The sequence below is a fragment of the Streptococcus sp. FSL R7-0212 genome, assembly GCF_038007985.1.
Lineage (GTDB): Bacteria > Bacillota > Bacilli > Lactobacillales > Streptococcaceae > Streptococcus > Streptococcus parauberis.
Genome location: NZ_JBBOYF010000001.1, coordinates 1754990 through 1775742 on the forward strand (window position 1 = coordinate 1754990; position 20753 = coordinate 1775742).

Consider the following 20753-nt stretch of genomic DNA (forward strand, 5'->3'; position numbering starts at 1 on the left):
TTATGCAAGCTCACTTAAAAATACAATATAAAGCATTAATCGTTTTATTTATTTTAAGCCTTTCATTAATGTTTTACTCTCCTTATCCCAATAATTTCTATTTTGTTTGCAATTTATTATTTGTTATGCTCCAATCACTTCACATGGCAGCCCTCAACGGTCTTACACCTAAAAAATAAGCCTTCCTAACTAGGGAGGCTTATTTAAAACTGTCTTTAATAGCTTGCATTAATATGTCACGTTGACTAATCCAATGCGCTCGGTCATCTTTGTCATAAGTTCTATTAGTTAAAAAAACAGCAGCTTGTTTACGATCATTGAACATAATGAAGGGTCCAGTATAGCCTGTATGGTCTAACCAATTATTTTTTTCAAGTCGCCATGCAATAGATCGTTCTTTAACTTGTTGGCTGTAATTTTGAAAAAGATTTTGAGCAAAGTCATCTTCCATATAATGATTCAAAAATAATTCTAAATTCTTAACAGTAGAAAAGAGTCCAGCAGATCCTGCATGATTTTCTAAGACTTTGGCTTTAGGATCATGAACAAAACCATCATTTACTCCATTAACTGTTGGAACAGCTTCTGTTCTTGGTCCGAAAGTTGTTTTGGTCATCCCAAAAGGTTCAAAAACTTCTTCTGTAAAGAGTTGATCCAAACTTTTACCTGTCACTTCTTGCAACATAAAGCCAAGTAATAAGAAGTTCACATCTGTATAATGAAATGTCTTATCAGAAGTAACTGTCAACTGATTCATGGTTTCTTTTAATTGAACAGCATCCAGTTGGTCTCGGTTAGGGATGTAGGGATCCAGCCCGCTGGTATGAGTTAATAGCTGGCGCAGCGTCACCCGATCATCATGAAAACTAGGATAATACTTGGTTAAAGAAGCATCTAAGTCCAAAGCTCCGCTATTAATCATAAAAATACAAATAGTTCCGACGCCGACAACCTTGGAAACACTGGCTAAATCGTAGACTAAGCCAGGCTTGACAGGACATTTCCCATCGGTGGTACCAATGTAGTACTCTTGCCATTTTCCCTGGTCAAAAAGGGCTAAAGTAGCCCCATGATATTCTTTGTCTTGAATCTGTTGTTCAATTAATTGCAACAGCTTTTTTCTCATTTTGTAAACCATAATTCAATCTTACTTAAATCACTGACCACTAGAATTTTTTCTTTTTTATCAAGATAAACTTCTAGTCCTTTTGCTTCCAGTTCTTCTTTATAAGCTGCCAAGTCCATTTCAACTGGCACGGCCATTTCAATGATTTCTAGATCCCAAGCAATTTGTGGCTCAATTTCCAAATCTGGTCCTTCTGCTGCCATGAATTGGATATCAATTGGTAATTGTCCTTGGAAAGTATCTTGATAAAAAGCTTTAGCTTTTTCTTCATTTGGTACATTGATGACAATTGTTTCAAAGGAGAAATCTGGTAGGCCTTTAAAGTTGTCATCTGCTGTTAATTCTGGCATGTCAGCAACTTCTAATTGGCTGATATCATCTTCAGAGTGCAACAAATAACGGTCTCCTTCTGGGGAAACTGTCTCAAAGGCGTAGCCATTTGTTCCTTTAAATAAATTATCAACGCTTGCACCATTTGCCAAAAGGCTTTGAATCGCATTAGCATCACTGGTTTTAATTACAATAGTGTTCAGTTTTTTAGTTCCAACGACCGCACGTGTGCGAACTGATGGTGACTCTTCAATGACAAAACGTTCCTTGCCTTGTCCATATGATGAAAAAATAGCAATGGCATTTTCTTCAGAAACCAAACGCATTCCTAAACTTTGTTTGTAAAAATCGATATTAACTTGACGATTATTGACTCTAACTACCGGAGTAATAAAGCTTACATTCTTTAATAATGTCATGAAATCCTCCTAATCCTCTGTTATTATAGACAAAAAATGGTTATTTGACAAGAAATTATGCGCTAATTAGCCAATTGACCGCAGGGACTTTTTTTTGTAAACTATTATTTATGAATGAAAACTTAATTCTCCACCTAATTCAAGTTTTGCTAGTTCTAGCAATTCTTTTTATTTCTGTCACACTTGTTCGTCATCTTAAAGAACATCAGATTAATCCCTCTAAACGATTCTTCACCGGATTTTGGATTGGCCTTATTACAGATGCACTGGATACACTTGGCATCGGCTCATTTGCGACAACGACCTCCCTCTTTAAAATGACTAAATTGGTTGAAGATGACAGCAAACTTCCAGGTACCATGACTGCCGCACACGTCATTCCCGTCCTAATTCAGTCCCTCTGCTTTATCTTTGTCGTTAAAGTCGAAGTATTGACTTTGGTCTCAATGGCTGGCGCAGCCTTCCTAGGAGCCTACTTTGGCACAAAAATCACCAAGAACTGGCATACACCGACAGTTCAGGCCATCTTAGTATGCTTACTCATCCTAGCATCCTTAATTATGACTTTTAGAATGATTACCAACCCTGGCTCTGACATCGTACATTCACTCCATGGTCTCCATGGTATCTGGCTCTATGTTGGGATAGCTTTTAATTTTACAATTGGAGTCCTAATGACTATGGGACTTGGAAACTACGCCCCTGAGCTAATTTTCTTCTCTTTGATGGGACTAAGCCCAGCAGTGGCCATGCCCGTCATGATGCTAGACGCTGCCATGATTATGACTGCATCAAGCCGACAATTTATTAAAGGTAACCGCGTTTCTTGGACAGGCTTTGCTGGTATCGTCATTGGTGGTGTGATTGGCGTTTTAATTGCCGTCTTTTTCCTAACAAACCTTGATATCAATAATCTAAAAAAACTAGTTGTCCTAATTGTTATCTTTACAGGGATTATGTTAATCCGCTCATCAATTGCCTCTAGGAGACAAGAAAAAATCCAAGGACTAGTTGAAATTGAGTCATAAATTGTCATATAATCAAAAAACTAGAACTGCTAAGCAGTTCTAGTTTTGCGTTAATTAACAAAAAAAGAAGACAATGTTTGTCTTCTTTTGCTTATTATTTGATGTATAGGTATTTGAATAATGCTACCGCAACAATACCTGCAAGGATTGGAGATAAAACCGGAACCCATGCATACCACCATTTTGAATCACCTTTTGCTTGACCTAAAACTGATTTAGGTAAGAAATGGTGAACAATACGAGGACCTAAGTCACGTGCAGGGTTAAGTCCAGGACCAGTAGGTCCGCCTAGTGAGGCTACTAAAGTCATAACTAAGAAACCAATACCCATATGAGCTACAGCAAGTGAGCCTGAAGTAAATGGTGCCACTTGTGTTTCAGCAGCTGCTTTATCATAACCAGCAGCTACTAATTTACCAACTAATTCTGAACCAAAGAAGTTTTTAGTCAAAGCCATAGCTCCGAAGAAAAGGATAAATGAACCAGCAAACTCGTTTGCAAAACCATTAATGATTGAAGGTTTACGACTTTCAACTGAACCATCATCAAGTGCAGAGATAGTTGAGAATGATCCTAAAATTGGATTTGGATTTTCAGTTTTACGGAAATATGGACCATAAACACCAACAACAACTAATTGACCAAAGATAGCACCGAGCAATTGTGCAATGATATAAGGTGCAACATGTGCCCAAGGGAAAAATCCTGATACCGCAAGTGCAATAGTGAAGGCTGGGTTAATGTGGTTACCAGAAACGTTACCAAACATCAATGCTGGCATCATAACCCCAAATCCATAACCAAAGGCAATGATAATCCAACCTGAATTATGTCCTTTAGTTCCTTTTAAGTCAACATTTGCAACAGAACCATTACCAAGAATCAATAGTAAAGCAGTTGCAAGAAATTCTGTGATGTACTTCACAGCCCATGTAATTTCCATTTTTTTTAAAATCCTCCAGATTTTTATTAATTTAGACAAGTACCATTTTATCAAGTATAATAGACAATGTAAAGTTCATCCAACAAATTAAAACGTTTACTAGGAGGTAGACTAAATTTTATGAAGTATAATCAATTTTCTTATATACCAGTTACAAATGACCAAGCCTATTCTGAACTCACTGCATTAGGCTTTACAATCACCAAAGAAATGACTAACAAAGAAGCTCTTCAGTCATTCGTATCCACTTGCTATCTTCATCAGCCTGATAAAGATTATGCTTTTTCACTCTTACTTGCTGATCAAGACACTGATTTATTAAGCTTTTTCCATTCAGATGCGGTGCTAACTGCGGAGATTTTTTATTATGTGACACTACAACTCCTTGAATTCGTTCCTGGAGTGGATTTCACTGTCTTAGACCAATTTCTCAGTCAACTGGACTTCCCAATTACCTACAATGCAGATGAAATTCTAGTTAATCTGCACCAGCTATTGGCTACAAGACAAAAAAATGGGATGACTCTGATTGACTACTTGGTTAGTCAAGGCTTTCTATCAATGGATAATGATTACCACTACTTCAACGGTAAATCGTTAGCTACTTTTGACACTAGCAGTTTGATTCGCGAGATTGTCTATGTTGAAGCACCAATTGATACAGATAATGACGGCAGAACAGACTTGATTAAGGTCAATATTATTAGACCCAAAACGAGTCATAAAATTCCAACCATGATGACGGCTAGTCCATACCACCAAGGTGTAAATGAAGTCGCTAATGACAAGAAGCTCTACCAAATGGAAGGGGAACTTGTTGTCAAAGAAGCCCATGAAATTCACTGTAAAAATCAATTAATTGAAAAAATGCCGACCACTGATGCAGCACTTCCAGTTACTGGCAGTCAAGAAAGCTTTACTTATATCGACTCATACACCCTCAATGATTACTTTTTAGCACGTGGATTTGCTAATATCTACGTCTCTGGCGTGGGGACTGCAGGTTCGGATGGCTTTATGACGAGTGGGGATTACCTTCAAATTGAAAGCTTTAAGGCTGTTATTGATTGGTTGAATGGCCGTGCAAAAGCCTTTGCTAGCCACAAACGCGACAGCTATGTACTTGCCACCTGGTCAAATGGATTAGTGGCAACAACAGGAAAATCCTATCTGGGGACCATGTCTACCGGGCTGGCAACCACCGGAGTTGATGGCTTGAAAGTTATCATAGCGGAAGCTGGCATCTCATCTTGGTACGACTACTATAGAGAAAACGGTTTGGTTTGCAGCCCTGGTGGCTACCCAGGGGAAGACTTGGACGTACTGACAGAACTAACTTACTCCAGAAGCCTCTTGGCTGGTGACTATCTCCGTCAAAAAGATAAGTACCAAGCCATGTTAGCAGACCAGTCGCAAGCTTTAGACCGTACCAGTGGGGACTATAACCAATATTGGCACAACCGCAACTATCTCTCGCATGCTGACAAGGTCACTTGTGATGTGGTTTATACACATGGTCTTCAAGACTGGAATGTTAAACCAAAACAAGTTTACAACATTTTCAACGCTCTTCCTGCTTCGATTAAAAAACATCTCTTTCTTCATCAAGGACAACATGTTTATTTACACAACTGGCAATCCATTGACTTTAAAGAAAGCATGAATGCCTTGTTATGTCAAAAATTATTGGACCTTGAAAATGAATACCAATTGCCAACAGTAATTTGGCAAGATAATAAAGCAGCACAGACTTGGAAGACTTTAGAATTATTTGGTGGTTCAGACAGCCTCCAGTTACCACTGGGAGAAGGTTTAGCGACTATTAACAATAATTATCCAGATCAAGAATTCACAGCATATGGTAAAGATTTTAGGACATTTAAGGCGAGTCTATTCTTAGGGAAGTCAAATCAAATCCACATCGATCTGACATTGGAAGAGGATCTCTTGATAAATGGGCCTGTTACTCTAGACCTAAAGATTAAATCTTCAGTCAATAAGGGACTTTTATCAGCTCAGCTATTGGACTACGGAAAAGCCAAACGACATAGTGATTTGCCTAGTGTTTTAGAGCTAAGAACTATTGATAATGGTCAGAACTTTGCACGTGAAGATCTAAAAGAATTGCCTTTCAAAGAGTCGGACTACCGTGTAGTTTCTAAAGGGGTTATCAACTTGCAAAATAGATCTGGGCTTTTGCAGATTGAGGAGGTTATTCCTGACCAATGGATGACCCTTCAATTTGATTTGCAACCAAGTATTTATCAATTAAAAAAAGGTGACCAGCTACGTTTAATTCTTTACACAACTGACTTTGAACACACAGTTCGTGATAATGAGGACTATCAGTTGACAGTGGATTTAGAGGCATCTAAACTAAAGATACCGAAATAAGTACAGAAACATAGGAGAGAAACATGAAACAAGTCGCAAAAGAAAAATACGGCAATAGCTTTCATTTTTGGTACCAAGCAGACTTGATGTCTGACCATGAATATGGCAAAATTTTTAATACAGATTTTGCCAACTTAGATCAAGTTAAAGAAGTAATTCTTGCTGATATAGGGCAGGCTCAAGATAATCAAGTCTACTATTGGTATTTTGGAGAAACTCTAGAAGAGACAGTTCTAATGGTCAAGATTACTAACCAACAAGTTGATGCTCAAATCAATCTAAAAGACTTTGATTTTGCCCTCAACTGGGATGCTATCAAATTCTGGAAAGAAGATTTAGAAAAAAATCTATTCAACTAAAAAATAAGGTATCCTTTGGATACCTTATTTTTTATGTTAGGAAAGGAGATATTGAAGCAAATTCATAAATTCCGAAGTTTACCCTAAAAAAATATCATCAACTGTGACTGATAAGACTTCGGCAATAGCTTTTAATTTCTCATACTTAGCTCTTCGTAGAACAGCTACATCTTTTTCATAGCGGGCAATAGTTCTAACTGAAATATCAGTTTTATTGGCTAACTGTTCTTGCGTCAATTTTTTAGCCAATCTCAGTGATTTGAGAGATGTTTGTGACAATTGGTGACCTCCTTTTTATTTATTAAGGAATTATGATATCTATATTATAAACTTCGGTTTTTATGAAGTCAATACTTTCAGACAAATTTTTTTCAAAAACTTCCGATTCTAGGTGCTTTATGATATGATATGATTTAGAAATAGTTGGAGGTCAAAAATGTCAGGACAAAAAAGTCTCTTTGCTCGAAATTTAAAATATCTTAGATTAAAAAATAAGATGGAACAATTAGAACTTGCTGAGTACCTTGGCCGTAAAAGTTCCTCTTCTATTAGTGAATGGGAAAAAGGGAAGTATACTCCAAAAACAGATATCCTTGGAAAAATTGCTAATCTCTTCAAAGTTTCTTTAACTGAACTAATGGAGGTCGATTTAGCAGATCGTCAAAACTATCCCCTCCCGAAACGTCATTTGCATGACCTACAAATGATCTCTGAACAGCTCGATGAGTCCTATTTTAAAAAATTATTGGACTTTGGCGAAGAACTACTAGAAAAACAAAATACTAATAACAAAAAATAGCCTCTTTATGTACTGACCCCCTGGAAAGGTTATAATAAACTAGACACAAAGTTAAGAGAAATCGTGGAAAGGTTTATTATGGCAAGAAGAAAATTCGATAAACAATTTAAAAATTCTGCAGTAAAACTCATTCTTGAAGAGGGTTACTCTGTTAAAGAAGTCAGCCAAGAGCTTGAGGTTCATGCCAATAGTCTTTATCGCTGGGTTCAAGAAGTTGAAGAATATGGAGAAAGTGCTTTTCCAGGCAATGGGACAGCCCTGGCTGATGCCCAACATAAGATTAAATTGTTAGAGAAAGAAAATCGTTATCTTCAGGAGGAACTTGAACTTCTAAAAAAGTTCCGGGTCTTCTTGAAGCGAAGCAAGTAAAACGTTTTGAATTTCTCTTGAAACATCATGGGAAGATAAAAATTAAGCATGCAGTAAAAGTTCTTAAGGTTTCTCGCTCAGGTTTCTATGAATACATGCATCGTCGTCCTTCAAAACAACAAGTGGAGAGAGAAATTCTCTCAGAGAAGATAAAAGCTGTCTTTCATGAGCATAAGGGACGCTATGGTGCGGTTAGAATTACCAAGGTACTTCATAATACTGGTATTATGACCAACACGAAACGTGTTGGGAAACTGATGCACTTGATGGGACTTTATGCCAAGGGAAGCCGTTATAAATATAAACATTACAACAGAAAAGGAGCTTCGCTTTCAAGACCCAATTTAATTAATCAGATCTTTAAAGCAACAGCTCCTAATAAAGTATGGCTGGGAGACATGACCTATATCCCTACCAAAGAAGGCACCTTATACTTAGCCGTGAATATCGACGTTTTTTCACGTAAGATTGTAGGCTGGTCAATGTCTTCACGGATGCAAGATAAACTGGTGAGGGATTGCTTATTACAAGCTTGTGGGAAAGAACATCCTCAGCCTGGCTTGATTGTCCATACTGATCAAGGGAGTCAATATACAAGCTCTCGTTATCAATCTACTCTTCGTCAAGTCGGTGCTCAATCTAGCATGAGTCGTAAAGGAAATCCCTATGACAATGCAATGATGGAGTCTTTTTATAAGACGCTAAAGAGGGAGCTTATTAATGATGCTCATTTTGAGACAAGAGCTGAGGCTACTCAAGAAATATTTAAATACATTGAGACCTATTACAATACAAAAAGGATGCATTCAGGTCTTGATTACAAGTCTCCAAAAGACTTTGAAAAATATAATTCTTAAATTCTCTTAACTCCGTGTCTAGTTTTTCGTTGACTTTCCACCCAATTGTTAGATTTTATGTCTAACTTTTAGGGAGCAGTACATTATAGGAGACTATTTTTTTATTCAATAAAATCAGGACTGTAAGTTTTCTGATTTGTTTAGTAGCTGAATATCATTTAGTAAATATAATATTAATTATTTTCAAGATCGATTTTTCTGGCCAGGTAAAAATTACCTACAGTGGCACTCCCGTTATTCTCAATGATTGGTGTCACGATATAATCCTCTAAGGGAGGGACTGTAATATAATCATTTAAGAGTTTACTAAATTGTTTTCTAACTAGTTGTAAAACATGATTTTGTGACATTACACCTCCTCCTAAAACAATAATTTCAGGTCTAAGAGTTAACGTAGTCTGTAAAAGAGATTGTGCAATATAATATGCTTGAATTTCCCAAACAGAATGATTCTCTGCAATATTTTCCCCACGAATACCCGTTCTTGCTTCCAGACTTGGTCCAGCAGCCAGTCCTTCTAAGCAATCCTTATGAAATGGACAAATTCCAACAAACTCTTGATCTTTTGGATGTTTTGCTACAAGAATATGTCCCATTTCGGGATGCCCAATTTGACCAATTTCCATACTTGCTTGAATTGCTCCCGCTCCGATACCTGTTCCAACAGTATAATAAACTAAACTATTGATGTCCGATCGCTGTGTCATTTCACCCTGAGCAGATGCGTTTACATCAGTTGTCACATGAATGGGAACTTGTAAAGATTCTGTTAAGAATCCAAAAAGATCTGTATGTGACCAGCCCATCTTTGGTGTGTCTTGTATACAACCATAGGTTTCTGATCCTTTAATAATATCTATTGGCCCAAATGAGGCTAGAGAAATAGCCTTTAAGTCAGATGTAAATTGTTTAAAGTAATCAACTGTTTTAGTTAGAGTTGATTTTGGATCTTCAGTTGAAAATTGCACACTATCAATAATGTTCAAAAGCTTGTCACCAACAGCACAAACAAATTTAGTCCCGCCAGCTTCGATACTTCCATATAATTCATTTGCCATCTCTTAGTACTTTCCCTTCATTACTCATTTGTGACCCACTTAGACTTGGCACTGCACCCAATAAATGAGACACAAGAAAAACACTCCTGTAGAATTCTAGTAAAATAGAATCAGGAGTGTTTTATTATGGTCAAAAAAGCTTACTCGTTAGAAACCAAATTAGCCTGTATTGAAATGAAGAAATCAGGTAAGCCCGAAAAAGTTATTATGGATAGACTTGGTATTAAAAATAAAAGCCAGATATATACATGGTGGCGCTGGTATCAAAAAGGAGAAACGTATCGTTTTCATCAACCTGTAGGTAAGCAATATACTTACGGTCAAGGAATGGAACAGTTATCAGAAGTTGAGCAATTAAAACTACAAGTTGAACTTTTAAAAAAGTATCAAAGCTTGATGAGAAAATCGATAAAGTAACACTCATCAAGCTTGTTGATTACTACAGATATCAGTATCCATTAGGTTTTATTCTGGACTGTTTTAAGGTCTCACGCTCAACCTATTATCGGTGGAAATCTAATATCAAGCCTCCTATTCATGATAGTCTTATCGAAAAAGTTGAAGAGCTCTGCTTAAAATATAAGTTTATATATGGTTATAGAACCATTACAAGTCTTCTAAAGAAAGAGTTTGGGATTAATGCCAATGTAAAGAAAGTCTATCGTATCATGAAGAGCAGAGGGTGGCTATGTCGCACTAGAATAAAGAAGTCCCCTAAATTAGGTAGGCCATACTACGTCACAGACAATAAGCTAGACCGTGACTTTAAGGCAACCAGACCATTACAAAAACTAGTTACAGATATTACTTATCTCAACTTTGGAAAAACTACCTTATACTTGTCATCTATTATGGACCTTTATAATCGTGAAATTGTGGCCTATACTATTTCAGATACACAGGACAATGATCTTGTACTTGATACCCTTAATCAACTTGATTTAGAATCAGGAGTCCTATTACACAGTGATCAAGGATCTGTCTATACATCACATGCTTACTATCTCGCTTGTATTGAAAAAGGCATTACCCGCTCAATGTCTCGAAAAGGGACACCTGCAGATAACGCCTGTATTGAATGGTTTCACTCCGCTTTAAAGACTGAAACCTTTTATCTCCAAGATAGGAGAAAACACAACAAAGTTAGTATAACAAATATTGTTAAAAATTACATAACATTTTATAATGAAACTAGAATTCAACGTCATTTAAAAAACCAATCTCCTGTTCAATTCAGAAAATTGGTTTCATAAGAGTGTTTTTCTTCTGTCCCACTATTGGGGTGCAGTGCCATCGGCTTGTTTTTTATTCTTCTCTTCTCTTAATCTTATAAAGTTGGTGTCTTTTAAATAGACAAATGTAGATGCAAAAGACTAGCCAAAGAATAAAGATAGTTTCTTGATGGTGGGTGAAACATAAGGCTAAGCTTGTTAACACGAGTAACATTAAGACATAGACGACCGAGCTAGCATTTGAGACAATAAGTTGGAGGTCGTTTGTCTCTTGATCATTGATGTAAAAAGTATTGCTAGTAAAACCAAGGACATCTTTAATTCTTATTTGGTGCCTTCCTTTAGTTAAATCAAAGGTCAACACCTTCCCTATAATCAATTTCCCCTTTTTAATCTGATCAACTTCCAGGAAGAGTAAACCTCGATCATTGACTAGACTAACCTGTCTATGGATACTTACTCTTACCATATGCTTCCTCCAGGCCCATCTGTGCTTTGGTTTTATTAATATTTAATTCCACCTGTGAATGCTTTAACTAAATCTTTGTAAGAGTAGTTTAAATCTGCATCTGATGAATCAACAGTCCATTTTCCTGAATCAACATCTTTTGAGATATTGATATCATAACCATCGCCAGACATGTATTTTGGTGTATTAATAGCTGCTGAATCATAACGACTTCCTAGGTTTTCTAAGATGTATTTTTCAGCTTCTTTATATTTTGTTTCGTAGTCAGCACTTGAATTGCCATGTTTTTCAACATAGTCATTAGCTAAACCTTCAAGGTCCATATCATCAAAGTTGATAACAGATGGTTTAACTGTGATAGTTGCTGATGTTGGAAGGTATGACTTAACAGTGTATTCCATTTTGGCACGTTTAGAGTTAGCATCCACATAACCTTTGGCAATTTTTTCAAGATCCGCATCACTTGGTTGATAGTAACGACATGAATCCTTGATATCTTTTTTGAATTCGTCCATATATTTCTTTTGGTCTTCTTCAATTTTGTTAGCTAATGTAAAGTCTTTTGATAATTTCTTATCTGCATTTTCTGCACCTGGCAAGAAAGTTTGTTTAACATAGCTGTCTACTAAATCTCTAATGTTTTCTGTATTATCTTTATATTTTTTTGCATTAACTTTGAGTTCAATTGGATCTGCTTTTTCAGAAGTGTTAGGATCAATTGTTAATTTATAACCTTTTTCACTCTTATCAACTTCAAAAACAACATATTCTGTTTTTGAGCGACCTTTTGATAATTTTTCATAGCCAATTGTTTTAAATTTGTTAGTTGAATCGTAAGCATGTTCTGGTTCTAAATCTTCATCCTCACTATTAAGTGTGATGTCTGACTCACTATAAGTTAGAGATTTGTCACCAGTATTTTTTAGTTTAAGTTGTAATGCTAAGAAGCCATTTTTACTACTTGAAGTTTTCATATCATATGGTTGTACGTATTCACCGTCAACGACTTTAACTTGTAAACCATTTGATGCAACGGTACCATCTTTAGTTTCTTTATTGCCACCACAAGCAGTTAATAAAAAGATTGACGATAATGTAACCATGCTAATTGCTAATTTTTTCATATTCCTTACCCTTTTCCATCTTCCTATTTAGCTAAAGAGTTCTAGACCCTTCCTCATAACATACCAACTTTGATTCTTACAGGACTTCTCCTCATCCTTTTTCATTCTTGATGAATCGTTGCACTATTTAGTCATTTTCTGATTTAACAAATCACTAGTAGACCTTTTAACTGACTACAAAGCTGACGCAATTCCCAAAATAAAGAATCAGCTTTCACTTTTTATGAAATAATTGTTAATTTTACCCTAAGTGTTCTCCTCCTGTATCCACTTAATTGTTATCGCTATCTCATTATAATCTTAGAGAATCAGACATTTTTTTACTTCTTAAAATAATTTTATTATCCCAAAACAATAATGTCAACGCTTACACATATTCTTGTGAAAGTTTTTGGTCTCTTACTATTAGTTTTCTCCTCTTTTCAGTCTGGACATTTTATATTATAATAGTCACAGTTATGTAATTTGAAACTAAAAACTGGAAAGCCCACTCATGTCAAAGTCAACTAAGATTCTCTGAACAATCGTTTTCATTACACTAATTGTGATGGATTTGATGGGGATATATTTCAGTGGACAATTTTTGATTGCTGCTGTTTTCCCAGAAAGTTTAAAGACCTTCCTCTTCCATGCTGATCCTTGGTATGATTTCAAATAATTTCATGGATGGGAAAAACCGATGATTGGAATAGCAATTGCTATTAATATCTTTTTATTCTTCTTTATCTTTTTCATTGTCCAGTTACTAATCTTAAATAGGCTGAGAAGTGTTTTCTTTAGAAAAGCTAATTTAAAGATGTTGTCGCATATTTTCATATTTATGAACTTTTCATCTGTTCAAATATTATCAATTCTGTACTGATGGAAAGACTCTATTTAAAACTAGATATGACGATTCTGATGGAAACGGGATTGAAATTGACACGTGATGTCGTTTTCTTGGGATTCATTTACATTATTTATATTTTATTTAAAGAAGGTCTGAAATCACAAGATAATTCAGATCAGATCATTTAAAGGGGGATTGCAATGATCTCAGTAAACCTTGACCAAGTCCTTCTCAAAAGAAGAATGACCTCCAAGGAGTTGGCTGAAAGGATTGGCATCACTCAAGCCAACTTATCTATATTAAAAACAGGGAAAGCAAAAGGCATCCGTTTTGAAACCCTTGAGAAAATCTGTTTGATTTTAGATTGTCAACCAGGAGATATATTATCTTATGAAGCAAGAGAAAAACAAAGATAAGATAATAAAATAAATAAAAGAATAGCCTATAAGCTATTCTTTTTTATGTATAAGGGTATTAGTTTTTCTGTAAATGAAGCTGGTTTTGTTTTGACTTTTTCTAGTAACACTTGTGCTACTTCCTGTACAGGTATAGGAGAAAGTACGGTAACTAGTTTCCCAAGGAGCGGTAGTTGATTACAGTATCTACTGATTTGTCCAATGATACTGGCAAGAGGACGCTCAGTTCCATAAATTAACCCGGATTGTAAAATCCCATAAGTTAGTCCTGAAGCTTTTAACAATTCTTCAGCTTCTTGTTTGCTTTTTAAATAGGCTGGGTACCCAACTCGTGCCGATAAGTAAATAAGCTGTTCAATCTGATTTTCCACAGCTAGTTTTATGACCCCTCTCATCGCTTGCACATTTAAGAGTTGTAAATCATTTGGTTTGATTGCTCCGACCAAATGAACAATGACATCATAATTATTTGGGAGTGTCATTTTCTGATTTTTTACTAAATCTACTTTGATATGCGTCACCATAGGATTCTCAAAAAGCTTACCTTGTCCTTCATGTCTTGATAAATATGCCACTGTATGCCCCTGCATAAGCGCTTGTCTGATAACTTCTTTTCCTACAAAACCACTGCCACCAGTAACTAATATCTTCATCTTCCACACCCCTTTATTAGGCTTAAGTATAGTAAGTACTATCATAACTGTCAAGAAATTACTTTGATGTACAAAAAAGGTAAGTCTGAACTTACCTTTTTCAATTCTATTATAAAACTTCACCATTTGAAGCTGTTACTTGTTTGTACCAGTCATATGAATCTTTCTTAGAACGTTCAAGTGTTCCCTTACCTTCATTATCACGGTCTACGTAAATGAAGCCGTAACGTTTTTTCATTTCACCTGTTGTAAATGACACACAGTCGATACAGCCCCAAGGAGTATAGCCCATTAGTTCAACACCATCTTCATTGATTGCTTTTTCCATTTCTTGGATATGAGCTTTAAGGTAATCAATACGGTATTGGTCATGAATTGAACCGTCTTCTTCTTTGACGTCAACTGCACCAAAACCATTCTCAACGATGAACATTGGTTTTTCATAACGTTCATAGAAAATGTTAAGAGCATAACGCATACCAACTGGGTCGATTGCCCAACCCCAATCTGACTCCTTGATGAAAGGATTTTTAACACTGAAAGGATTAGAAGCTTCAATGGTTTTTGACATGTCAGCTTGTTCTTTTTGAGAATCAACCACATTTGTCATGTAATATGAGAAACCAATATAATCTACTGTTCCTTCAGCTAAGACTGCCTTGTCTTCTTCTGTAATTGGAATGTTAAATCCTTTTTGTTCAAACATCTTAAGAGCATAAGCTGGGTAATGTCCTCTTACTTGAACATCACAGAAGAACCATCTGTCATGCATAGCCTGATTAGCTAGAAGTACATCTTCTGGACGACATGAGTATGGATAAATTGGTACCATGGCAATCATATTCCCAATTTGAAAATCTGGATTGATATCTTTACCAATTTTAACAGCGCGTGCTGAAGCTAGCAACGTATGGTGACCACAGATGTACATCGCTTCTTCGGGATTTTCATACTCACCAAAATGCGCACCAGAGTTTGTCCAACCAAAGATGTCATTACGATAATTCATTTGATTGTTAATCTCATTAAATGTCATCCAGTATTTAACTTTATCTTGATAGTGCGTGAAACAAACTTCTGCAAATCTAACGAAAGCATCAACTGTTTCTCTACTCATAAAGCCACCGTTTTTCTTAGCTAACTCATAAGGCATTTCAAAGTGAGACAAAGTAATAACTGGCTCAATTCCATATTTCAATAATTCATCAAAAACATCATCGTAGAATTTAAGTCCTTCTTGATCCGGTTCATTTTCAAAACCAGTTGGGAACAGACGTGTCCAAGCAATTGACGTGCGAAAAGCTTTAAAGCCTAGGTCCGCAAACATAGCAATATCTTCTTTATAACGATGATAAAAATCAATTCCGACGTGGTTAGGATAATAGCTCCCTTCAACCACACCATCCGTAATCACACGAGGAACCCCATGGGCGCCAGCCGTCATAACGTCCGCAACGCTCAAGCCTTTTGAACTTTCCAGAACTCCACCTTCAAATTGGTGTGCAGCAAGGGCTCCGCCCCATAAGAAATCTTTTGGAAATGACATATGATTTTCTCCTTTTGTTTGTTAAGTCTATCATATCAAACCTTATTAAAGTTATCAGACATTTACCTTATTTTAGAACATAGTTCCTGTTTTTATTGTGGAATATCTTGAATTTTGTAAACAGAGTTCCATTGTTAAAAGCTAACCTTAACGTGAAAAAAGTTTCTCCTGGTTGCCGCTTGGTAAATTAAGCAGAGCAACCATCACAAAGATAACTGTTAATACTGCTACCAAGACCCAACAAAGGACAGTATAGGTTGACACTTCCAGAATTTGTCCAGCAATGCTTTGAAAAATAATTGAGGAAAGATTACGTGCAGTCTGAATAAGTGCTAAAGCTGTAATCAAGACATGACGATCAACAAGTGATGCAACAATTTTGATATTAAGCATAATGAATAACATTGCAGCAGCATGTTTAGCCAATAAAGTGACGGCAACTGTTGAAGTGATATTAATATGTAAGGCATAAATGAGATATTGTAAGAGTACAAATCCTACAGAAACCAAGAAAAGTTGCTTACTTTTAAACTTATCCATGAAGAGATGAGAAAAATAAATCAAAGGAGATTCACAAATAACTGAGAGTGAGACAACTGTAGTCGCTAGACCAACACTAAGACCATCTGCTTCAAGCATGGCTGGTAAATAAGTGTGTCCAGTATTCATCACTCCAGAAAAGAGCATGACAATAATCATATAGAGCAAAAAGGTTTTATCTTTTAGAATTTCTTTAAAACTTGTTCTATTTTTTTCAGTCAACAAGTCAGTTTGTGGCTCAATTGTATTCTGACGAACTTGAATCCCCATTGTCCCGATGATAGCAAGTAGCATGGTGCCAACAAAGATAATATAGATAGCCTGTGGAGAAATGAAATCATAAATCAATCCTGCTATCTGCGTTCCTAAGGCATAGCCAATAGTCCCCCAAATACGGATTTTCCCATAGTGGTATGGACTTGACGTGGCTAATTGCTCCATAACAGGGTTGGTCCCATTAATCAAAAGTAAGACTAAACTATATGAAATAATATAAAACCAAATCGAATTGGCCAACAAAAATAAAATAGCTCCCAATATGGTCAATGCAAATGAAATAATAGTCACTGTTTTAACATTGTAACGGTCATTCAACGCCCCTATAAATGGCTGTGCCAACATAGATGTAAAAAATGAAACAGAAACAACCAATGACACTTGACTCGGTCCATACCCTTTGTCCAATAAATAGACAGATATTAGAGATGAAAAGAGGGCAAAAGATAAAAAGTAAAAGGTATACATGAGAAAATAACTCAAATAGCTATTTTTATAATTTTTCAACAAAACAAACTCCTTCGTTTACTAACTAGTAATCTAAGTCTACCATGACCACCCCCATAAACGAACCCTTTTTCCAATAATTGAAACAAAGTTTACAAAAAATTGATTTAGAATTAAACCCAAAAGAAGAATCAGGTTGTAAAAAACCACTCATTTGAGTGGTCCTTATTTCTGGCTCTATAATTTCTGTAGTGGGTAAATCCACTGTAGAGATTATGGAGCCTTTTTGAGTATATACAAAAAGTCCCATATGACCTATAATGAAAAGTGCTCAAACTATCATTTTAGAAAGACTCATATGGAACAACTAAATCTTATCACAAATTTTCTCAGAATTAAAGACAAAAATATCACTATCACTGATGAATATGATATGGGAACTCACTTAGAACTCCACGGTCACTTGGACTACACAGCCCCTAAATGCCCAAAATGCAAGGGACAAATGGCTAAGTACGACTACCAGAAAACTTCTAAAATCCCCTACTTAGAAACTGCTGGCTACCCTTTACTTATCCGCCTTAGAAAGCGTCGTTTCAAGTGTAAAGATTGCGGAAAAATGGCGGTCGCTGAAACTCCTCTTGTCAAGAAGAACCACCAAATCTCTGTCGCTGTTAACCAGAAAATCGCACAATTACTCATCGAAAATCAAGCAATGAAACATATTGCACACAGGCTATCAATTTCAACATCGTCAGTTATGAGAAAGCTCAATGAGTTCAAGTTTGAAACGGATTGGAATACCCTACCTGAGGTGATGAGTTGGGACGAGTATGCCTTCAAGAAGGGGAAAATGAGCTTCATCGCTCAAGATTTCGACTCCCTAAATGTCATCGCCATTCTCGACGGAAGAACTCAAGCAACCATCCGAAACCACTTTCTTCGCTATCCTAGAAAGGTTAGAAATCGGGTCAAAGTGATTACCATGGATATGTTTAGTCCCTATTATCAACTTGCTAAACAACTTTTTCCGAATGCAAAAATTGTACTCGATCGCTTTCATATCGTGCAACACCTTAGTCGTGCTATGAACCGTGTCCGTATTCAAATTATGAATCAATTCGACAGAAAATCGCAGGAATACCGAGCCTTGAAACGTTACTGGAAATTGATACAACAAGATAGCCGTAAACTCAGCGATAAACGATTTTATCGTCCTATGTTTCGAATGCATTTGACTAACAAGGAAATCCTAGAAAAACTCCTGTCTTTCTCCGAGGAACTACGACAACACTATGTACTCTATCAGCTTCTCTTATTTCATTTCCAAGAGAAGAACTCAGACCATTTCTTTGACCTCATCGAACAGGAAATAGCCATCGTTAATCCTATTTTCCAGACGGTATTGAAGACATTTTTAAAGGATAAAGACAAGGTTGTAAACGCCATGGAATTGCCTTATTCCAACGCCAAACTGGAAGCTACCAATAATCTCATCAAAGTCATTAAGAGAAATGCCTTTGGTTTCAGGAACTTTGAAAACTTTAAAAAACGGATTTTGATTGCATTGAACATAAAGAAAGAGAGGACGAAGTTCGTCCTCTCTAGGTGTTAGCTTTTCATCTACCCACTACAGTTGACAAAGAGCCTTATTTCTTTCCTCCTAGTTTTTTGAAAGCTAGGTTCTTTTTCTTTGTTTCTATGGCATTTTTTGTAAAGTCTTCTTTATAAATCAATGAAAATAACAAATTTAAGACATAATCTATGGCAATTTGTGAGAAGAAGGTGCTTATTTTCCCTTTGTCACCTTCACCCTTTGGTAAGGAAATGACAAAATCACTATAGCTACGTAACTGATCTTCTCGGCTTGCTGTAATTAATGCTGTTTTTACTTTATTTCGCCGTAACTGTTTTAAATTATTTGCCATACTTTGGGTATGACCACCATAGGTCACGAATAAGGCGATATCTCCCGTTTGAGCATTAAGAGTGTGCCAAATTTCTTCACTATAGTTATCAGCTACAATGGCGTAGATGTTTAGTTTCATTAATTTATTTTGGAAACTATTGATTCTGATTTGAGAGTCACCAATACCATATAAAAAAATTCGATTGCTTTTTGACATTACCTTGGCAAGCTCTTGTATTTCCTTTGTATTGATATGATTGGTAGTTTCAGTAATTGCCTTGATAGATAAATCTGATAATTTCTTACTAATCGCATTTACGTTATCAGTCACATCAAAAGGAAAATTAGGATCTACTGCACTAACTTGAGTAAAACTTGCTTGAATATCTTTAACAAGTTGAATCTTGAAGTCCTTGAATCCCTCGAAACCTAATTTTTTGGCAAGTCTTATAATTGATGCATTAGAGGTATAAGCTCCTATACCAATGTCATGAATAGTCATGGCTGAAAAATTTTCTAATTCTTGCAATATATAATCTGAAACTCGCGCTTCAGTTCCTGTAAAATCAGACTTTTCTTGCAATTGGTAAAGTAATGTCATGGTCTCACCTAGTTTTTATTTTCATTATACCATAACTTAACCTATAGTAATTCCAGTGCCTTCAAAGGCTTGCTCAACAATACTGATAACTGTTTTACTTTCCTGCATTTGTTTTGTCGCAAAGTCAAAATCTTTTTCCTCAATTAAGCAAATAAATTGTTTAAATTCATCAAACATGCGGTGACTATGGTTTTTAACATCAATGATTTCTTCCTGCTCATATAATAAATTTAGACTAAAACTCTCTAAAAAGTTAACTGAGCCATTAACTTGTACAGTGCCTTTAGTCCCTTGAACTTTGGCAAATGACTGTGATGAGGAATCCTTTGCCCCAATACAAACAGCCTTAAATTCTGGATAGGATAGGACCAAAATTCCAGAAGTATCAACCCCATTTTCAATGTTTGGAAAGTAATTGACAGAGTCGGGAGCTCCATAAAGACCTACGACAAAGTGAATGTTGTAAATGTTGATATCCATCAAGGCTCCGCCACCAAATTTAGGATTAAATGCTGGCAGAATTGTTCCTTCTTTGAATAAATTATATCGAGATGAATATTGTGAATAATTGCATTCCAAAAGTTTAACAGTCCCAATCTGAGCGATTGATTCTTTTAAAAGGTGATAATTTTTGAGATATAGAGTAGTAATTGCTTCAACTAAAATTAAATGTCTCTGTTTAGCAAGCTCTTCTAACTCTTCCAATTCTTTCAATTTTAGTGTAAATGGTTTTTCACAAATAACATGTTTTCCAGCTTCTAAAGCCAACTTTGAAAACTGATAATGCAAGTGATTGGGCAAAGCTACATAGACTGTATCAATCTCCATTGTCTCTAATGCTGATTGGAAGTTCGTACTAACTTGTTCAATACTATATGTTTCACTCAAGTGAGTCATTATTTCTATATCTTGCTCAATCCCAACAATTCCAACTAATTCAATATTTTCCAAATCTTTTGTCATTGTTAAAAAATCTTTGACAATCATTCCTGCGCCAGCAATTAATAATTTCATATTATTTCTCCTCTT

At 35.9% G+C, this 20753-nt stretch carries 20 protein-coding genes; 8 read left to right on the forward strand and 12 right to left on the reverse strand.

The window, feature by feature from the left end; translation table 11 throughout:
• Positions 1-199 precede the first annotated feature (199 nt).
• Both MKY69_RS08880 and MKY69_RS08885 read right to left on the reverse strand, forming a co-directional pair.
• Entirely contained in the window at positions 200-1126 is a 927-nt protein-coding gene (locus MKY69_RS08880; RefSeq protein ID WP_340791541.1) for a serine hydrolase domain-containing protein, read from the reverse strand.
• On the reverse strand, positions 1123-1875 hold the full coding sequence (locus tag MKY69_RS08885; protein ID WP_003105403.1) for a CppA N-terminal domain-containing protein: 753 nt from the start codon (positions 1873-1875) through the stop codon (positions 1123-1125). Before MKY69_RS08885 ends, MKY69_RS08880 begins: the two co-directional genes overlap by 4 nt.
• A gap of 110 nt (positions 1876-1985) precedes the next feature.
• On the opposite strand from MKY69_RS08885, the gene MKY69_RS08890 reads away from it, so the two are divergent.
• On the forward strand, positions 1986-2903 hold the full coding sequence (locus tag MKY69_RS08890) for a TSUP family transporter (protein ID WP_099567468.1): 918 nt from the start codon (positions 1986-1988) through the stop codon (positions 2901-2903).
• A 94-nt stretch (positions 2904-2997) separates the two neighbouring features.
• Here the strand turns inward: MKY69_RS08890 and gla are convergent, their stop codons facing one another.
• Positions 2998-3846, reverse strand: a complete 849-nt coding sequence (gla, locus tag MKY69_RS08895) for an aquaglyceroporin Gla (protein ID WP_003104815.1) — start codon at positions 3844-3846, stop codon at positions 2998-3000.
• A gap of 120 nt (positions 3847-3966) precedes the next feature.
• Here gla and MKY69_RS08900 point away from each other — a divergent pair, with 120 nt between their 5' ends.
• Together MKY69_RS08900 and MKY69_RS08905 are read left to right on the forward strand one after the other, a co-directional pair.
• Positions 3967-6240, forward strand: coding sequence for a Xaa-Pro dipeptidyl-peptidase (locus MKY69_RS08900; RefSeq protein ID WP_100084096.1), 2274 nt, complete (start codon positions 3967-3969; stop codon positions 6238-6240).
• Between the two features lie 23 nt (positions 6241-6263).
• On the forward strand, positions 6264-6599 hold the full coding sequence (locus MKY69_RS08905; RefSeq protein ID WP_003107631.1) for a hypothetical protein: 336 nt from the start codon (positions 6264-6266) through the stop codon (positions 6597-6599).
• Positions 6600-6677: 78 nt separating this feature from the next.
• Here MKY69_RS08905 and MKY69_RS08910 read toward each other — a convergent pair whose 3' ends face one another.
• Complete coding sequence (locus MKY69_RS08910) at positions 6678-6878, reverse strand: helix-turn-helix domain-containing protein (RefSeq protein ID WP_003102601.1); 201 nt, start codon at positions 6876-6878, stop codon at positions 6678-6680.
• A 157-nt stretch (positions 6879-7035) separates the two neighbouring features.
• On the opposite strand from MKY69_RS08910, the gene MKY69_RS08915 reads away from it, so the two are divergent.
• Positions 7036-7398 carry a helix-turn-helix domain-containing protein gene (locus tag MKY69_RS08915; RefSeq protein ID WP_003104960.1) on the forward strand — a complete coding sequence of 121 codons (363 nt, stop codon included), beginning with the start codon at positions 7036-7038 and terminating at the stop codon, positions 7396-7398.
• Between the two features lie 78 nt (positions 7399-7476).
• Positions 7477-8624, forward strand: a protein-coding gene (locus MKY69_RS08920) for an IS3 family transposase (protein WP_096368445.1) whose coding sequence is annotated in 2 segments (ribosomal slippage) — positions 7477-7729 and positions 7729-8624 — 1149 coding nt in all. Because the reading frame shifts where the segments join, the coding sequence is not laid out codon by codon here.
• A gap of 173 nt (positions 8625-8797) precedes the next feature.
• Here MKY69_RS08920 and scrK read toward each other — a convergent pair.
• Positions 8798-9682, reverse strand: coding sequence for a fructokinase ScrK (scrK, locus tag MKY69_RS08925; protein WP_003107634.1), 885 nt, complete (start codon positions 9680-9682; stop codon positions 8798-8800).
• Positions 9683-9808: 126 nt separating this feature from the next.
• On the opposite strand from scrK, the gene MKY69_RS08930 reads away from it, so the two are divergent.
• Positions 9809-10935, forward strand: a protein-coding gene (locus MKY69_RS08930) for an IS3 family transposase (RefSeq protein WP_233847614.1) whose coding sequence is annotated in 2 segments (ribosomal slippage) — positions 9809-10079 and positions 10079-10935 — 1128 coding nt in all. Because the reading frame shifts where the segments join, the coding sequence is not laid out codon by codon here.
• Positions 10936-10987: 52 nt separating this feature from the next.
• On the opposite strand, the gene MKY69_RS08935 is transcribed toward MKY69_RS08930, so the two are convergent.
• Complete coding sequence (locus MKY69_RS08935; protein ID WP_003102589.1) at positions 10988-11383, reverse strand: hypothetical protein; 396 nt, start codon at positions 11381-11383, stop codon at positions 10988-10990.
• 35 nt (positions 11384-11418) lie between these two features.
• Entirely contained in the window at positions 11419-12507 is a 1089-nt protein-coding gene (locus MKY69_RS08940; RefSeq protein WP_003107655.1) for a DUF4352 domain-containing protein, read from the reverse strand.
• Between the two features lie 1029 nt (positions 12508-13536).
• Here MKY69_RS08940 and MKY69_RS08945 point away from each other — a divergent pair.
• Positions 13537-13752, forward strand: a complete 216-nt coding sequence (locus MKY69_RS08945; protein ID WP_003106019.1) for a helix-turn-helix domain-containing protein — start codon at positions 13537-13539, stop codon at positions 13750-13752.
• A 26-nt stretch (positions 13753-13778) separates the two neighbouring features.
• Here the strand turns inward: MKY69_RS08945 and MKY69_RS08950 are convergent, their stop codons facing one another.
• From MKY69_RS08950 to MKY69_RS08960, 3 genes are all read right to left on the reverse strand, one after another.
• Positions 13779-14405, reverse strand: coding sequence for an SDR family oxidoreductase (locus MKY69_RS08950; RefSeq protein ID WP_004347304.1), 627 nt, complete (start codon positions 14403-14405; stop codon positions 13779-13781).
• Between the two features lie 109 nt (positions 14406-14514).
• Positions 14515-15951, reverse strand: a complete 1437-nt coding sequence (locus tag MKY69_RS08955) for a 6-phospho-beta-glucosidase (protein ID WP_003103468.1) — start codon at positions 15949-15951, stop codon at positions 14515-14517.
• 147 nt (positions 15952-16098) lie between these two features.
• Positions 16099-17277, reverse strand: coding sequence for an MFS transporter (locus MKY69_RS08960; protein WP_004347302.1), 1179 nt, complete (start codon positions 17275-17277; stop codon positions 16099-16101).
• 295 nt (positions 17278-17572) lie between these two features.
• On the opposite strand from MKY69_RS08960, the gene MKY69_RS08965 reads away from it, so the two are divergent.
• Positions 17573-18829: an ISL3 family transposase gene (locus tag MKY69_RS08965; protein ID WP_017768237.1), complete on the forward strand. Its 1257-nt coding sequence runs from the start codon at positions 17573-17575 to the stop codon at positions 18827-18829.
• 34 nt (positions 18830-18863) lie between these two features.
• Here the strand turns inward: MKY69_RS08965 and MKY69_RS08970 are convergent, their stop codons facing one another.
• Positions 18864-19724: a MurR/RpiR family transcriptional regulator gene (locus MKY69_RS08970; protein WP_003107664.1), complete on the reverse strand. Its 861-nt coding sequence runs from the start codon at positions 19722-19724 to the stop codon at positions 18864-18866.
• A 36-nt stretch (positions 19725-19760) separates the two neighbouring features.
• On the reverse strand, positions 19761-20738 hold the full coding sequence (locus MKY69_RS08975; protein ID WP_003107666.1) for a Gfo/Idh/MocA family protein: 978 nt from the start codon (positions 20736-20738) through the stop codon (positions 19761-19763).
• Between the last annotated feature and the right edge of the window lie 15 nt (positions 20739-20753).

What these genes read in the sequence shown, in the direction of transcription:
- MKY69_RS08890 (WP_099567468.1), top strand. Translation starts at nt 1,986, where the DNA reads ATGAATGAAAACTTAATTCTCCACCTAATTCAAGTTTTGCTAGTTCTA.
- MKY69_RS08975 (WP_003107666.1), bottom strand. Translation starts at nt 20,738, where the DNA reads ATGAAATTATTAATTGCTGGCGCAGGAATGATTGTCAAAGATTTTTTA.
- MKY69_RS08935 (WP_003102589.1), bottom strand. Translation starts at nt 11,383, where the DNA reads ATGGTAAGAGTAAGTATCCATAGACAGGTTAGTCTAGTCAATGATCGA.
- MKY69_RS08970 (WP_003107664.1), bottom strand. Translation starts at nt 19,724, where the DNA reads ATGACATTACTTTACCAATTGCAAGAAAAGTCTGATTTTACAGGAACT.
- MKY69_RS08945 (WP_003106019.1), top strand. Translation starts at nt 13,537, where the DNA reads ATGATCTCAGTAAACCTTGACCAAGTCCTTCTCAAAAGAAGAATGACC.
- MKY69_RS08950 (WP_004347304.1), bottom strand. Translation starts at nt 14,405, where the DNA reads ATGAAGATATTAGTTACTGGTGGCAGTGGTTTTGTAGGAAAAGAAGTT.
- MKY69_RS08905 (WP_003107631.1), top strand. Translation starts at nt 6,264, where the DNA reads ATGAAACAAGTCGCAAAAGAAAAATACGGCAATAGCTTTCATTTTTGG.
- MKY69_RS08885 (WP_003105403.1), bottom strand. Translation starts at nt 1,875, where the DNA reads ATGACATTATTAAAGAATGTAAGCTTTATTACTCCGGTAGTTAGAGTC.
- MKY69_RS08965 (WP_017768237.1), top strand. Translation starts at nt 17,573, where the DNA reads ATGGAACAACTAAATCTTATCACAAATTTTCTCAGAATTAAAGACAAA.
- MKY69_RS08915 (WP_003104960.1), top strand. Translation starts at nt 7,036, where the DNA reads ATGTCAGGACAAAAAAGTCTCTTTGCTCGAAATTTAAAATATCTTAGA.
- scrK (WP_003107634.1), bottom strand. Translation starts at nt 9,682, where the DNA reads ATGGCAAATGAATTATATGGAAGTATCGAAGCTGGCGGGACTAAATTT.
- MKY69_RS08940 (WP_003107655.1), bottom strand. Translation starts at nt 12,507, where the DNA reads ATGAAAAAATTAGCAATTAGCATGGTTACATTATCGTCAATCTTTTTA.
- MKY69_RS08880 (WP_340791541.1), bottom strand. Translation starts at nt 1,126, where the DNA reads ATGAGAAAAAAGCTGTTGCAATTAATTGAACAACAGATTCAAGACAAA.
- MKY69_RS08900 (WP_100084096.1), top strand. Translation starts at nt 3,967, where the DNA reads ATGAAGTATAATCAATTTTCTTATATACCAGTTACAAATGACCAAGCC.
- MKY69_RS08955 (WP_003103468.1), bottom strand. Translation starts at nt 15,951, where the DNA reads ATGTCATTTCCAAAAGATTTCTTATGGGGCGGAGCCCTTGCTGCACAC.
- gla (WP_003104815.1), bottom strand. Translation starts at nt 3,846, where the DNA reads ATGGAAATTACATGGGCTGTGAAGTACATCACAGAATTTCTTGCAACT.